Origin of the sequence: Bifidobacterium pseudolongum subsp. globosum (genome assembly GCF_004155535.1) — a bacterium.
Taxonomy (GTDB): Bacteria; Actinomycetota; Actinomycetes; order Actinomycetales; family Bifidobacteriaceae; genus Bifidobacterium; species Bifidobacterium pseudolongum_C.
In genome coordinates this window covers 72359-87022 of sequence record NZ_RYUH01000009.1, presented here as the reverse complement: position 1 = coordinate 87022, position 14664 = coordinate 72359, and the positions used below count along the sequence as shown (strand labels likewise).

Below are 14664 nucleotides of genomic sequence, written 5' to 3'. Positions count from 1 at the left end.
GACCATAGAACACCATGCGAAGGGGCAATCATGACCACATTGCAGACCGAACGGCTTGTGTTGCGGCCTTGGCGCGAATCAGACGCCGAAGCGCTGTACGAGTACGCGAAGAATCCGAACATCGGGCCGCCGGCGGGGTGGCCGCCGCACAAAGACGTCGAAGACAGCCTTGGTGTGATCCGCAACGTGTTCAACGGGCCGGAGGATTATGCCATCGCGCTCGCCAGCGATTCCGACACCGCCATTGGTGCGATTGCGCTCACACTCGCGGGCGGCTCGACGCTGTTCCCCGAAGACGACACAACGCAGGCGGAACTCGGGTTCTGGATCGGCGAACCGTTCTGGGGCCATGGATACATCCCCGAAGCGGCGCATGAACTGCTGCGCCATGCGTTCGAGGACCTGGGCCTCGCCACCGTCTGGTGCGCCTATTACGAAGGCAATACCAAGTCGGCGCGCGTACAGCAGAAGCTCGGCTTCGAGCCGGTGAGCGTCACGCCGAATGTACCGGTGCCGCTGCTGCATGAGGTGCGCACAGGCCACGAGAACAGGATGACACGCGCACAGTGGGAGCAGCTCAACGCCAAGTAGGCGCCCGCCAACACCTTATGCAAAACCCCGCCGAATTGGACGGGGTTTTGCATAATCAGATAGTCGGCTCAGCCGCGCGCGTGCATGTTCTTGTAGCGCATGACGCGCTGGGCTTCGCGCTTGTCCTGCTCCTCACGCAGCGCTTGGCGCTTGTCGAATTCCTTCTTGCCTCGGGCCAGTGCGATCTGCGCCTTGACACGCCCGTCCTTGAAATACAGGCTCAACGGCACAATCGTGTACCCCTTCGCCTGCGTCTGGCGCGCGAGCTTCTCGATCTGGTGGGCGTGCAGCAGCAGCTTGCGCTTGCGCTTGGGCGCATGGTTGTTCCACGTGCCGTTGAGGTATTCAGGGATGTTGGCGCCCTCGAGCCAGATCTCGCCACGCTTGTCGATCGCGATGAACGACTCGGCGAGCGAGGCGCGGCCTTCGCGCAACGATTTGACCTCGGTGCCGGTCAAGACCAGACCTGCCTCATACGTGTCTTCGATGGCATAGTCGTGCCGCGCGCGCTTGTTCTGCGCGATCAGTTGGATACTGTCGTCTTGTTTGTTCTGCTTCGCCACTGTCTACTCCTCACACAATCGTGCACCGAGCCTTTAGTGCACGTACCAGAACCTCCCTGGGTTATACAGTGTACGGTACGTGATGGTATAGAGACCGGCCACATTCGATTCGGAAATCGTGATGGAATTGCTGCCCACGCTCTCCACAACAGCCACATGGCCCCACGGGGAGGATGCGCCTTCCTGACCGGGTAGGAACGAAAGCGCGGCACCCACCTGCGGCGTGTGGTCCGTACGCAGGCCGTACGACGGCGCGTTGCGCCACCAATCACCACCATTGCCCAAGTACGACGGCGTGCCGATGCCCATCTGCTTGCGGCGCTCATACGCCCACCATGTGCACTGGCCGGCTGCGTAAGCGTTGCCGTAGTCGCCGTTCGACGTGCCTTGACCGCCTGATGAGCCGCCGGAAGGCGTGACGGGGCGCGAAGGCTGCGATGGCGTGGACGGCTGCGCCGGTTGCGACGGTGTCACCGGCTGTGCGGGTTGCGATGGCGTGGATGGCTGCGCCGGCGTCGTGGTGGTCGTTCCGGCAGGGCGCGTGGTGCCCTGTGGGGTCACCTGCTGCACCTGCTGGGCGGCGGCCTCCTGCTCGGCGGCCCACTGCTCGTTGAGCGAATCAAGCTGGGATTGCAGGATCACCTGCTGGGCGGCTTCCTGTGCCGCGGCGTCGGACAGTTCGCTCTTGCGGCCTTCCAACGCAGTGCGCTGGTTTTCGCCGTCGGTGCGCAGCTTGTTGAGCGCGTCGCGCTCCTGCTGTGCGGACTCGGCGGCGCTCTGGGCGGCCGCGGACTTGGTGTCGGCGTCGGCTTTGAGCTTGGCGATCTTCTGCTCGATCGCCTTGAGACGCTCGCCACGGTTCATCGAAGTGCTCAGGTCATCGGCGGCGTCGGATGCGGCGTTCGCCTCGTTGCGCGACAGCGCGTCACGCGACTGCATCGACTGGATGAATTCCTTCGTGTCGGTCGCCCCGGTCATCACGCTCATCACATCGGACGTGTCGGAACCGTGCATCGATTCGCGCGCCATCTGCGCCACCGCGGCATGGGCGTCGTCGTAGTCCTCGCCGGTCTGCTTGATCTTCGCCTCGAGGTCCGACTTGTCTTTCTGCGCGGCCTTGAGGCGCTCAGCGGCGTTGTCCGCCTCGCTCTTGGCGGCCGCGGCGGCGGCGTTGGCCTGCGACACCTTCTGCTGTGCGGCCGGGATCTTGTTGTTCGTCAGATCGTCGAGCTGTACAATCGTGTCAGCCAAGTCACTGCTCACACCTGCGAGCTGGGAACGCAGCTCGCTTTCGCGCTGTGCGCTCGCCTGCTGCGAGTTCTGCGCGTTGACGAGGTCGCTGTATGTGTCCGCGTGTGCGACCTGCACCGGCATGAGCGGCGCCACGGCGAGCGACGCCGCGCACGTGATGCTCAAGAGAGCAGAGGTGATCACAGAGGCTTTCTTGGTACCGTGAAGCATCCATACCCTTTCGTTTGCAATAGTCAACACCCTAACACCCACCATCGCGCAACACCCGGGTTTGCGCCAGCCGTGCCGAGGCTTTTACACAATCTCCAAAATACGCGGCGCGCCGGCTGCAGTACAGCGAGGCGCGCCGTGCACGTTACGCCTTAAGATAACGGCGCAGCGCGACCGACGAGGCGATCACCGACAGCAGCACGGCGCCCACAATGAGCACCGGCGTGATCATCCAGACAGTGGCCTGGTTGATGTATGGAATCCATGTGACCGATTTGGCGAGCCAATCGGTGATGAACACCTTGACGAGCACGCCGAGCGACACGCACGACAGGATCGAGCCGGCGAGCGCGGCCACCACGCCTTCCAATACGAACGGCAGGCGGATCGTCCAGTTCGACGCACCCACAAGGCGCATGATCTCGGTTTCCTCGCTGCGTGAGGCCGCCGACATGCGGATGGTGGTGCTGGTGAGCAGGATCGCCACGATGACCATCACGCCGGCCAGAATGGCCGTGGCGGCGGTCGCGCGGTTGAGCACGGCGAACACCGGCTCGAAGATCTGGCGTTGGTCCACGACCTCCTCCACGCCGTCACGCCCGGACAGCACTTCGGAGACCACCTTGTATTTCTCGGGGTTCTTGAGCCGCAGCCACAGCGAATCCTGCATGTCGGCCGCGGTGAGTGTACGCCCTTGGTATTCGCCCTTCGGGTACTGCTTGGTGAACGAATCCTTGTAGAAGTCCTCACGGCTCAGGAAGCGCGTTTCGGAGACGTCGTCGCCGAGCTCGTCCTGGATCACTTTCTGCAGGTCGTTGATCTGCTGCGTGGTCGCGGCCTTGCCCGTGGCGCAGTTGGCGGATTGGCTCGTGCCGTCGGGGCACAGCCACACCACCACTTCCACTTTGTCGTACCAATCGCCCTTCGCCTTGGTGATCTGCGCCTGCGTGAGCAGCGAGGCGCCGATGAACAGGAACGAGATGAACGTGACGAGCATGACCGAAAGCAGCATCGGCACATTGCGCCGCAGGCTTGTCCATGTTTCGGTGAGTATGAACCGGAATCTCATTGCTGCGTCTCCTGAGGGTCAGGCGTGTGGTTGGTCCTCGGCGGTTGGGGCGGTGCCGGCGGGGCCGCATGGGCGACCTTGTGCTTCGGCTGCGGTGGGGTCGGCGGCACCGGCGGTGTGGCTGGAGCGATCTCGGAAGCCGTTGCGACCACAGACACCTCGGTGGCTTCGGTGGCCTCCGGGGGCTTTCCTTCCGCCTTCTTCTGGTCGCCTTCCTGCTGGGCCAGCTCCTCCAGTGTGAGGCCACTGCCCCACGTGAGGGTCTCTTCGACCGGGGTGAACGCCTCGCCGTAGCGGCCGGTCCTGCCGGTGTGCACGTTCTTGGCGAGCCGTTCAATGCCGGCGTCGCTCACATCGCTGGCCAGCAGCTGGTTCACGGTGTCCACGACCGACTGCGCGTTGGCGAGCCGTTCCTTGCGGTCCTTGGCTTCGCTGAGCACAGTGATGGACTCGGCGGGGGCGATATGCGCTTCGGCGCGCGCCTGCTGCGCCTTGGCCTCCACCTGCGAGTCCGGGAAGTATTCGGCGGAATCGTACACGCCCTGCGCCTGGTCGCGCACGATGTCTCCGTTATGGAGTTCCACCACGCGTTTGCGCATCGAGTTGACGATCTCCTCGTTGTGCGTGGCCATCACAATCGTGGTGCCGGTGCGGTTGATCGCGTCGAGCACCTCCATGATGCCGAGCGAGGTCGTCGGATCCAAGTTGCCGGTGGGCTCGTCGGCCAGCAGGATCTGCGGATGGTTCACGTAGGCACGTGCGATGGTGACGCGCTGCTGCTCGCCACCGGAAAGCTCCTGCGGCTTGTTGTGCTCCTTGCCGGTGAGGCCCACGGTCTTGAGGACCTTCGGCACCAGCGACTTGATGGCGGAGCGCGGCGTGCCGATCACCTCAAGCGCGAACGCCACGTTCTCCCACACCGTTTTGTTGGGCAGCAGCTTGTAGTCCTGGAAGATCATGCCGATCGAGCGCCGGTACTGCGGCACCTGCCGGTTGGGCAGACGCCGCAGGTCGTAGCCGGCCACGCGGATCTCGCCAGCGGTCGCCTCCTCCTCGCGCAGCAGCAGGCGCAGCAGCGACGTCTTGCCCGATCCGGACGCGCCCACGAGGAACACAAAATCGCCGCGGTCAATGTGCAGGTCTATGTCTTTGAGCGCAGGCCGTGTGGAATTGGGGTAGATCTTGTCTACGTGGTCTAACGAAATCAACGCCATGACATCTCCATTCGCGGGTGGTCCGAGGCTCTTATGCCAATGTTACTCGTCGGCTTCCTCAGCGGCCTCGCGGCGCTGTTCGTGGCGCCAACGGATGCCTTCCTGAATGAACTCGTCAATGTCGCCATCGAACACGGCTTGGGTCTGCGAAGTCTCATAGCCGGTGCGCAGGTCCTTGACCATCTGGTACGGATGCAGCACGTACGAGCGCATCTGGTCGCCCCAGCTGGCCTTGATGTCGCCGGCGAGCTCCTTCTTCTTCTTCGCTTCCTCCTCGTGGCGCAGCACCAGCAGTCGCGACTGCAGCACGGCCATCGCGGCGGCGCGGTTCTGGATCTGCGAACGCTCATCCTGCATCGTCACCACAATGCCCGTGGGGATGTGCGTGATGCGCACCGCGGAATACGTGGTGTTCACGCCCTGGCCGCCGGGGCCCGAAGCGCAGTAGGTATCGACGCGGATCTCGCTTTCCGGCACATCGATGTGGTCGGTTGCCTCCACGAGCGGCACCACTTCCACCGCGGCGAAGCTCGTCTGGCGGCGCCCCTGGTTGTCGAACGGCGAGATGCGCACCAGGCGGTGCGTGCCGCCCTCCACCGAAAGACGGCCGTACGCGTACGGCGCATCCACCTGGAACGTGGCGGATTTGATGCCTGCCTCCTCGGCGTACGACGTGTCCATCACCTTCGCCTTGTAGCCGTTGCGCTCGGCCCAACGCAGGTACATGCGCAGCAGCATCTGCGCGAAGTCCGCGGCGTCCACACCGCCAGCGCCCGAACGGATCGTCACAACGGCGGAGCGTTCGTCGTATTCGCCGTCCATCAGCGTCTGGATCTCCATGTCGTCGAGGTCCTTCTGGATGCCCTCGACCTCGTTCTGCGCCTCGCTGAGCGTGTCGGCGTCGTTTTCCTCCTGGCCGAGCTCCACGAGCGTCTCCACGTCCTCGATGCGCTGCTGCGCGCTCGCAAGGCGCTTGAGCTGCGACTGCACGGCGGAGAGCTTGGACGTGATCTTCTGCGCGTTCTCCGGGTCGTCCCACAGGCCGGGGGCGCTCGCCTCCACCTCAAGGTCCTGTTCCTGCTGCTTCATGCGGTCGATGTCGAGCGCGAGCGCGATGGATTCATACTTCGCGCGCGCGTCGGCGATGGCCTGGGTGTAATCGAATTCTGCCATGATGTTCTCGCTTCTATGATGATTCGTTCGTGTTGTTCAGCTGTGGTATGGCCGTTTGCGGCCTGTGTCGCGGCCCCGGCGGGGCGCGGATCGACGGTGAATGTGGCGACTGGCGCGCAACGCGTCACAGTGGCCCGCGTGGTCAAAGACCGGCGAATACGAACGGCGCGGCGAAGCTCAGCATCAGCGCGACGGCAACAACAATGGCCACGATGCGCGTGGCATCATGGCTGTGCCCCTCACGGTGCTGGTCTTGAAAGTTCTTATTGGCGCTCACAGCTCACTGAGTATACTGCATCCGCTACCCGAGCCAAGGGTTCTATGCTCGCGGCGGTAAGACCGTGCGGCGTGGTTGCGCGGGCCGCGTTGTATCGTGGGGCCGTGGGAGTGCGCGGAATGGCCGCGGCACTGCTGAGCATAAAGGAGACACTATGGCCGAACAGCGCAAGGCGTGGGGCTGGGGTCTGGCGAGCATCGACGCCGCCGGCAACACACTGGATGTATGGTACCCGAAGGCGCAACTGGGTGAGGCACCCGCCGAAGCCGACCGCCCGAACCACGGGTTCGGCGCGCTCGTGCACGAGGGCCCGGACCTGCGCGGCGTGCGCCGCCTGCCGGTGTTCACCGAATCCAATCTGGACGAGCCGATCGAGAGCACGGCCGACGCCTATCTGCGCCTGCACCTGATGAGCATGCGCCTGGCCAAGCCCAACACCCTCAACCTCGACGGCATCTTCGCCAAGCTCAACAACGTGGTGTGGACCAATTACGGCCCGTTCGCCGTGGAGGACTTCACGCAGCGCCGCCTCGACGTGATGGCGGCGGGCGCGGAATCCGGCATGCCGGGCATGCGCGCCGACGTGAACGTGCTCTCAATCGACAAGTTCCCGCGCATGCTCGACTACGTGGTGCCCAGCGGCGTACGCATCGGCGATGGCGACCGCGTGCGCCTGGGCGCCTATCTGAGCGAAGGCACCACGGTGATGCACGCCGGCTTTGTGAACTTCAACGCCGGCACACTGGGCACGTGTATGATCGAAGGCCGCGTGTCGCAAGGCGTGGTCGTCGGCGACGGCTCCGACGTCGGTGGCGGCGCCTCGATCATGGGCACCCTTTCGGGCGGCGGCAAGCTGCGCAACTCGATCGGAGAGCATTCGCTGCTGGGCGCCAACGCCGGCATCGGCATCTCGCTCGGTGACAACTGCGTGGTGGAGGCCGGCCTCTATGTGACCGCGGGCACCAAGATCGAGGTGTTCGACAAGGAGAAGGCCGCGGCCGGCGTGGACCTCGACGTGGTCAAGGGCGCCGACCTGAGCGGCAAGAACAACATCCTGTTCATCCGCAACTCGCTCACGGGCGCAATCCAGGCCCGCCCGCGCAAGAGCGGCATCGAGCTCAACGACGCGTTGCACAAGAACTGAGGATAGGGCACCCTGCTAAGCGAGATAGGTTTTACGAAAGGTTGAAATTCCGCCATTATGCAAAACCTATCTCGCTTAGTAGCGTGCCTTTTCCGTGGAAGGCTCCCCTATGAACATCGACATCGTCTGCGTGGGCAAGATCAAGGAACGTTATCTCAAAGACGCCATCGCCGAATACAGCAAGCGGCTGTCCCGCTTCGCCAAAATAAGCGTCATCGAAGTGGCCGACGAAAAGACGCCGGAACACGCCTCGGACGCGGTGAACGAACAGATCAAGGCGAAAGAGGGCGACCGCATCCTCAAGCACCTGCGCGACAACGCCACCGTGGTCGCGCTGGCCATCGAAGGCAAGCAACTGACGAGCGAACAGCTCGCGGCGCACATCGCGCAATGGGGCCTACATGGCGTGAGCCATGTGCAATTCGTGATCGGCGGCTCACTCGGCCTTGACCCGCGCGTGCTCACACGCGCCAACATGCTGCTGAGCTTCTCGAAGATGACGTTCCCGCACCAGCTCATGCGCGTGATCCTGCTTGAGCAGGTCTACCGCGGTTTCAAGATCAACGCGCACGAGCCGTACCACAAATAGAACGACGCGGGAGCCGAATCCCCATCATCGGGTCGGCGAGAAGCGCTCGACGTCAATCGACTGGTGGGACTTCGCAACAAGGTCATCATCGTGAGTGGCAATCACCACGCATACCCCCTTGGCTGCCAGATCGAACAGCAGATTCGTCACAATCCGCTTGTTCTCTGCGTCCAAGGATGCCGTCGGTTCGTCAGCGAACACGTAATCAGCATCTTTCCATAACGCACGGGCCACGCTCACCCGCTGGCGCTCGCCGCCAGACAATGCGTCTATCGGCTCAAGATATCTGTCTTCTAACCTGAGATATGAGAGAATAGCGGCCATTTTCCTTGGAAGATGCTTCGCGGCGTGTCTTGCCTCGCGTCTATTCAAGGTGATGTTATACAGCACGTTTTCATGGGGAATCATGCCATAATCCTGGAAGACGAACGCTGCATGGTCGTGCCAGAATCGGCAACGCTGCCCGTCCTTCCAATGTTCCGTAGCCATGCCGTTCACACCAATGGAACCAGTGGTGGGAATCAGCAGCATACCGAGCAGATCCAACAACGTGGTTTTCCCACATCCCGACCGGCCCCTGAGTGCGGTTACAGTACCCGAATGGCATGCCAAATTCACATTATGGAGTATCTGATGTCCACGAATCGAATACCCGAGTGATGAAACAGTTATGCCGCTCATGCAAGCCTCCTGACTACCTTATGTTGCCGTTTCCTGTTCCAAGGTTGTTGTTACCGATATTTCCACGAATTCATGTGTGTGTGCCTATTCCCGATGCGCCATGGCGAAGTATCGCCGTCGTGTCGCGAGCACGGTCAGAATCGCATTGAAGCCTATGGCTGTTAGCACATACACGGATAGCCACATGGACGTATTATCAGCAAGTTCCACAACCGATAGCTGGGGCAATATAGCCATGACCAACGGCATAATGAGCACCAATGCAGCCGCGACCATCATCACCCGATGCAAGGCGATTCTACTGAAGCGCTGGCCTGCCGTGTGCCGCACGAAGATCAAATGCGAATGCTCCACACTCCACGTCTGCGCTGAGAACCACAGCAATGACAGCATGGCGATTATGCAGATGACAACCGCTGTCGCACATCCGACAATGGTGGTTTGCAGCCAAACCGTGCGGGTATACACCGCATTGGCGATGGTGCTTGTAGATGAGATCAGTTCTTCCACACCATATTGCTGCAATGTGTTTCTCAATGAATCGGCGCTGGTGAATACGAGATTGCCATTGGATAGCGCCGGCAGGAGGAAACCACTGAGGCTCAGGGTCCGCGCCGGTTCATCGATGAGGATGATAAGGGGATTGCGTGATTGCCTCATGGCACCAGTTGCCTGTCCGTAGGTCAGGGACGGGAATGCACTGTCGCCTGTCCAACGGTAGAGACGCTCTCCCATCGATGCACCACCATCGACCGTCCAAAGTTTGCTGTACTCGATGACGTTGTCCCGCAGTTGTGGCGTCAACTCGCTGATCGACACCCGAGAGAGCTCATCATTGGGTACCTGAAACATTGTCAGGAACGTCGAATTGCATACCACCACATCGTCGTAAGGCGCAACAGCCTGACGTATCTGCTCAGTCGTCGGCATATCGCCTTGCGACGGAGTAAAGAACAGTGCCACGGATTCCGAAAGCGCCAGGTCATGCTTGTCTTCAAGCTGCACAAAGGCCTCCCGTAACTGATCCTGATGCGCCTGCCAATAGTCCTCATCGGCGAAGAGGCTTAGGTCTGCCGACACCACACCCCCCAAGGGCTGCCACAAATGCAGATCACGCATTGTCGCCCGATGCTGCGCAATGGCACCAATTCCGACCGCGAGCGACAGCATGGTCAATATGGCCGTCACGGAGCACAACACCACATTGCCTCCATGCATGCGAGAAAAAGGCATGCTTCGTTCAGCTATGATGCGCACACGCGGACGCAGTACCAGCAACGCCATCATAATCGCGAACATTGCAATCAGTACAAAAATCAGTGCGTACTGTGCGAATACCGTCAGGAATCTTCCGGTATCACGCCAACCATGAATGCAACACACCACGAGCACCACTACGCATCCAGATACCAATGCAGCGGAAATCATATGCCACAACTGCGTGCAGAAATCCTGCAAGATCACCTGACGCGGCAGCACACCCGACATGATGCGAACCGCGCGTGAACGATATTGCTGGCATGAGTATGCCCATACGATTGCGATGAGCAGCACAATCAACGCAGCAACCGCATATGATGTACCGGAGTTATGCAGCATGTAATCCACAGACACACCGAACGGCAATCGCTGTATCATGCCGGTTCTGCCTCCGTGTCCGGCAAGCCATCGTGAGAAATCGTCGGCAGCCGCACTGCTCGAGAACGCGTAGGAGCCGGTGAGCGAAGTCTCCAAGAGTGTATCGGCTGGAAGCCATACACCCTTGCGTGAGCTGGAATACCAATCAATAGCATCGCCCGCCGGTTCCCCATGCGCTATGGCGACAAGGTCGATCGTATGAGAATCGGAACCAGCACGAAGTAGCACGATACGCGCACCACTGCGATTGCCGATCTCTGCCATTTCACGCATCAGCTGGCTCTTCGGCACATGCACATCGGCAAAATCAGCCCATGTCTGATAGCGTGTATCCGCAGGGTACATGGTTTCATCTTCAACAATCTGAGATGCAGCCATCCACCCCATCACTGCCACCATAACGGCGATAATTGCCTGTATTACACGGCGTGTACCTCGCATGCGTCATCCTCCGTAAAATCAGCCGATGCTCTTCGGTGAGCTACAGAACCCGGTAGTAGTAATTCGCGCTTGAATAGAAACCATTCAACGTCGCATACGACCAATACCCTGCACGTGTATTGGCAGAGACAGACCGCTTATTCCCAGATGTCACGGTGGATGCATGCGGCTTTGTCGGATGATAGTAGTTGGACCAGGCCTTGACGAGGTTCCTCCCATACTGCCAAGTGCCGCCTTCCACAGGAAACGCCTCAGCCAGCGGCATGACTCCCGAATCCGAATTCCCGGACATCCTCTGCTGGGGTGCCGTTGAGATTTCTGCTGCCGAAGCGGCCAATGGCATGCCGCAGGCCGTCAATCCCCATGCCGCTGACAACAAGACTGCCGTGATCTTCCTCTTCATGGTGCCACCTTTCGTGGGTGTTTTCATTGACAAATCCACCATAAAAAGAATCTGGCTTATTTTCGCGGTTTTGCAGAAACCTGCAAAACATGGCCGATATACCGGAACTCACGTCAGCGGAACACTGACTTGGCAATTCCAATATGCGCCGTCCAACTCGACATCAAGAGTCCCGCCACGCTCCTCCACACGGTTGTGCAGAGCACGCAGACCAGTGCCCAATCCATGCTCACAGGTCTCGGGGTCGCGAATGACGTCGGTGACGCCCACCCCCAGATGGGTCTGCGTGCACGACAGAATCACGCAGTAGTCATGATGCTTATCGGCATATCTTGTGATATTCCCAAACAATTCCCGCAACAGATCGTCGGCAAGTTGCGACCGCACATTCCGCAGCGCATTCTTATTCAGAATCAGCAGTTCTCCCTGAAATCCCGAATCAAGAAGTCCTTCATGGTACCGGGTCGCCTGCACGCACAGATCGTGTTCGGCTTGCCCCCGTTCACGGGGGGCGTCTGCAACCAGATTCATATCTGCTTCGCTCGCCTCAAGCTCGACAATCGCCCGGCGTACGCCCGCCAGTGCATGACGCGCCCTACTGTTCAGCAGCTCCAAACGGGCATCGCTCATGCTCTCCTCTTGGGATTCCAACTGGTGTTCGACCATCATGATGATGTCGTTGATGTCGTTGGCCACCCGATCATGCAATGTGCGCGCCACCCGTCGCCGAGACGCCGCTTCGCGCGCATGCTCGAGCAATTCATGCTGGCGCCTCCAGACGCGCAATGCCAAACCTGCGCCAATGGCGATCAACGCCGCAGCCGCATACACATAGGCTCGCTTGACATCCGGCATACCAAACGAAACAGTCTGTATATTGCACACTCCCACAACACACATCGCGGTGGTCGCAAAGATTCCGATGGCCACCTGCCAATACGTGACCATCATGCATGCGACCATCAGCAGCCCCACGAGAGGCAATGGCAATGGCGCCTGCATAATCGAGGCGAGCACGAACACAGCCAGTGTTATTGCAGAGCCGATGACGGGAGCGAGCACCATCACCGTGCCGCATGCCGCAATGCACAGCGACAGGAACACACAGACTCCGGCATGGTATCCATAGTTGGTGAGTACAAGTTCGTAACCAATCACGCAGATGCAGATAAGTATGACCGTCAGTCGAACGTACCGTCTCATCACATCCGGCACATCGTTCATATCCCCCATATCGCCCCCTGTACTCATCTGTTTATGAACGGTACAGATCAAGCACATCGTACCAATCTTCGCAATTGAGTTTACGCTTGATATTACGGCGGTATGAGAATACCGTCGCCTCCTCGATACCGAGTCTGCGTGCGATCTGTCGGTTACCAACGCGGTTTGCGCTCATCATGACGACTTCAAGTTCTTTGTGCGAGAGCGCGGCGAATCGGCGCTCCCGTTCGGTCTGTGCACAGCAGTCAGTCTGAGTGAGTGCATCTTCGGAGATGGAGGGAATAATGCGAGGCAACAGTGCCGGCAACGTCGCGCGCAGCGTGCTTTTGTCAAGCAGTTCGTCGAGTACCGCGCTGTCTGGATCCCGACGGTAGAGTTCCACATCATACGCGGTCATGCCGATGATGCGCATGTGTGGTGCACGTACACGCAACTGTTGCGCGATATCCAGCCCACCGACTCCGTTCAACGACATGTCAAGCAGCAGCACGTTGGGAACAGATTCCGTATATGTGCATGCTCGCAGCATCTCGGTGGGAAACATGCTCGCACGTATGGTCACCTGCATCGATAATCGCGCATAGTGCCGTTGCACGAGACCGGTGATGAATTCGAGGGCGCATGCGTCATTGTCGAGAATACCGACGCGCACCGCTTCCCCGGCATGTTTGCTCATCTTTCGTCCATCGGCACATAGTCACGCAGCACTTCGCCGGTGTACACCTGGCGCGGGCGGCCGATCTTCGTCATCGGGTCGGCGAGCATCTCGCGGTACTGGGCGATCCAGCCAGGTATGCGGCCAAGCGCGAACAGCGGCGTGAACATCGAGGGGCCGAAACCGATCGCTCGGTAGATCAGGCCGGTGTAGAAGTCGACATTCGGGTACAGGTGGCGCGAGATGAAATAGTCGTCGTGCAGCGCGATGTCCTCAAGCTCCAGCGCCACATCGAACAGCTCCTCGTCCCCCGGCAGCAGTTTGAGCGTGTCCGTCCGCTCCATGATCTTGCCCAGATAGTGCTTCGCGATTGCCGCGCGCGGGTCGTAGGACTTGTAGACGCGGTGCCCCAGCCCGGAGATGCGGTCGCCGTTGCGCTTGGCGCGGTCGACGAATTCGCGCACACTCATGCCGGAATCACGAATCGCCATGAGTTGACGCAGGGCTGCTTCGTTCGCACCGCCGTGCAGCGGGCCAGACAGCGCGTTGATGCCGGCGGCCACGGCAGAATACAGGTTCGCGTGCGCAGAGCCGGCAATGCGCACGACGGACGTCGAACAGTTCTGCTCATGGTCAGCATGGATGATGAGCAGACGGCCGAGCGCATGCACGTACAACGGGTCGGATTCGAACTGCTCATACGGCACAGCGAAGCACATGCGGATGAAATCATCGACATAGCCGCGCGCGTAATCCGGGTAGAGCATCGGCTCGTCACGCCGGCGACGCAGGATGTAGCTGACAACCGTGCGCGCTTTCGCCATGATGATCGTGGCCGCTTCGTCAAGTTGATCCGGATCGGTGATGTCGGTCGTGTCGGGGTTGAAGGTGGCGAGCGCGTTGATGGCGGAGGCCATGACGCTCATCGGCTGCGCCTCACGCGGGAACGAGGCCATGAAAGTGCGGAAGTCCTCGCCGACCATCGTATGGTGGTTGATGTCGTCAACGAACTTCTCGTACTGCGCTTGCGTCGGCAGCTCGCCGTTGCGCAGCAGCCATGAGACCTCAAGGAAGTCGGAACGCTCGCACAGCTGTTCAATCGGATAACCGCGGTACCGCAGGATTGAATGCTCACCATCGATGTAGGTGATCTTCGACTCGCACTGCGCGGTCGTCAGGAATCCGGGGTCCAGCGAAACCCAATTGTCGTTGCGCAACGACGACATGACGATACCGTCAGGGCCCGCGCTCGCCTGTACGACCGGCAATTCGAACTGATTGGATTCCACATGCAACTGCGCTACACCCATGCCGCCTCCTGTATGCTCATGCTTCCTTCCGCCCGGTTCCGTGGCGGGACCGGGTACGGTCCGCACGCCATCCGGCTCCGGGCACTGCCGACCACTATAGGGTATTCGCGTTTCGAGGCGTTCCCGTGTCTCAAAAGCGCGTGCGCCTCAGAGTCTTCCCCATCGCGGGGACGCGGACGCCGCGACCGTGCGGCCAGTTCACACATCTGTGTGCAACGACCGCACGGTCTG

General features: G+C 60.5%; 16 protein-coding genes. 3 read left to right on the top strand and 13 right to left on the bottom strand.

Annotated features, from left to right (window positions below; translation table 11 throughout):
• Positions 1–30 precede the first annotated feature (30 nt).
• The gene (locus PG2093B_RS03040; protein WP_129897184.1) at positions 31–591 is read left to right on the top strand and encodes a GNAT family N-acetyltransferase; all 561 of its coding nucleotides are present in this window, start codon (positions 31–33) and stop codon (positions 589–591) included.
• Positions 592–659: 68 nt separating this feature from the next.
• Here the strand turns inward: PG2093B_RS03040 and smpB are convergent, their stop codons facing one another.
• The 6 genes from smpB to PG2093B_RS09095 all read right to left on the bottom strand — a co-directional run bounded on the left by smpB (position 660) and on the right by PG2093B_RS09095 (position 6348).
• On the bottom strand, positions 660–1154 hold the full coding sequence (gene smpB, locus PG2093B_RS03035) for an SsrA-binding protein SmpB (RefSeq protein ID WP_022858541.1): 495 nt from the start codon (positions 1152–1154) through the stop codon (positions 660–662).
• 33 nt (positions 1155–1187) lie between these two features.
• Positions 1188–2528: a CHAP domain-containing protein gene (locus tag PG2093B_RS03030; RefSeq protein WP_242502819.1), complete on the bottom strand. Its 1341-nt coding sequence runs from the start codon at positions 2526–2528 to the stop codon at positions 1188–1190.
• 232 nt (positions 2529–2760) lie between these two features.
• Entirely contained in the window at positions 2761–3684 is a 924-nt protein-coding gene (ftsX, locus tag PG2093B_RS03025) for a permease-like cell division protein FtsX (protein WP_129897180.1), read from the bottom strand.
• Positions 3681–4898: a cell division ATP-binding protein FtsE gene (gene ftsE / locus PG2093B_RS03020; protein ID WP_129897178.1), complete on the bottom strand. Its 1218-nt coding sequence runs from the start codon at positions 4896–4898 to the stop codon at positions 3681–3683. Before ftsE ends, ftsX begins: the two co-directional genes overlap by 4 nt.
• A gap of 42 nt (positions 4899–4940) precedes the next feature.
• Positions 4941–6071, bottom strand: a complete 1131-nt coding sequence (prfB, locus tag PG2093B_RS03015) for a peptide chain release factor 2 (RefSeq protein WP_022858537.1) — start codon at positions 6069–6071, stop codon at positions 4941–4943.
• Positions 6072–6213: 142 nt separating this feature from the next.
• Positions 6214–6348 (bottom strand): hypothetical protein, encoded by a 135-nt coding sequence (locus tag PG2093B_RS09095; protein ID WP_022858536.1) that lies wholly within the window; start codon positions 6346–6348, stop codon positions 6214–6216.
• A gap of 154 nt (positions 6349–6502) precedes the next feature.
• On the opposite strand from PG2093B_RS09095, the gene dapD reads away from it, so the two are divergent.
• Together dapD and rlmH are read left to right on the top strand one after the other, a co-directional pair.
• A complete protein-coding gene (gene dapD / locus PG2093B_RS03010; protein ID WP_129897177.1) occupies positions 6503–7492 on the top strand; it encodes a 2,3,4,5-tetrahydropyridine-2,6-dicarboxylate N-succinyltransferase in 990 nt (329 codons plus the stop codon).
• 109 nt (positions 7493–7601) lie between these two features.
• Positions 7602–8081: a 23S rRNA (pseudouridine(1915)-N(3))-methyltransferase RlmH gene (rlmH, locus tag PG2093B_RS03005; protein WP_129897175.1), complete on the top strand. Its 480-nt coding sequence runs from the start codon at positions 7602–7604 to the stop codon at positions 8079–8081.
• Positions 8082–8105: 24 nt separating this feature from the next.
• Here rlmH and PG2093B_RS03000 read toward each other — a convergent pair whose 3' ends face one another.
• From PG2093B_RS03000 to PG2093B_RS02975, 7 genes are all read right to left on the bottom strand, one after another.
• Positions 8106–8762, bottom strand: a complete 657-nt coding sequence (locus tag PG2093B_RS03000) for an ATP-binding cassette domain-containing protein (RefSeq protein WP_129897173.1) — start codon at positions 8760–8762, stop codon at positions 8106–8108.
• A gap of 84 nt (positions 8763–8846) precedes the next feature.
• Positions 8847–10841 (bottom strand): hypothetical protein, encoded by a 1995-nt coding sequence (locus PG2093B_RS02995; protein ID WP_129897171.1) that lies wholly within the window; start codon positions 10839–10841, stop codon positions 8847–8849.
• A gap of 40 nt (positions 10842–10881) precedes the next feature.
• The gene (locus PG2093B_RS09125; RefSeq protein ID WP_431520211.1) at positions 10882–11133 is read right to left on the bottom strand and encodes a lactococcin 972 family bacteriocin; all 252 of its coding nucleotides are present in this window, start codon (positions 11131–11133) and stop codon (positions 10882–10884) included.
• Positions 11093–11335 (bottom strand): hypothetical protein, encoded by a 243-nt coding sequence (locus tag PG2093B_RS09045; protein WP_242502801.1) that lies wholly within the window; start codon positions 11333–11335, stop codon positions 11093–11095. The genes PG2093B_RS09125 and PG2093B_RS09045 overlap by 41 nt, the downstream gene beginning before the upstream one ends.
• 17 nt (positions 11336–11352) lie before the next feature.
• The gene (locus PG2093B_RS02985; RefSeq protein ID WP_129897167.1) at positions 11353–12468 is read right to left on the bottom strand and encodes a hypothetical protein; all 1116 of its coding nucleotides are present in this window, start codon (positions 12466–12468) and stop codon (positions 11353–11355) included.
• Positions 12469–12499: 31 nt separating this feature from the next.
• Positions 12500–13144, bottom strand: coding sequence for a LuxR C-terminal-related transcriptional regulator (locus PG2093B_RS02980; RefSeq protein ID WP_129897165.1), 645 nt, complete (start codon positions 13142–13144; stop codon positions 12500–12502).
• Complete coding sequence (locus PG2093B_RS02975) at positions 13141–14433, bottom strand: citrate synthase (protein WP_129897163.1); 1293 nt, start codon at positions 14431–14433, stop codon at positions 13141–13143. The genes PG2093B_RS02980 and PG2093B_RS02975 overlap by 4 nt, the downstream gene beginning before the upstream one ends.
• Between the last annotated feature and the right edge of the window lie 231 nt (positions 14434–14664).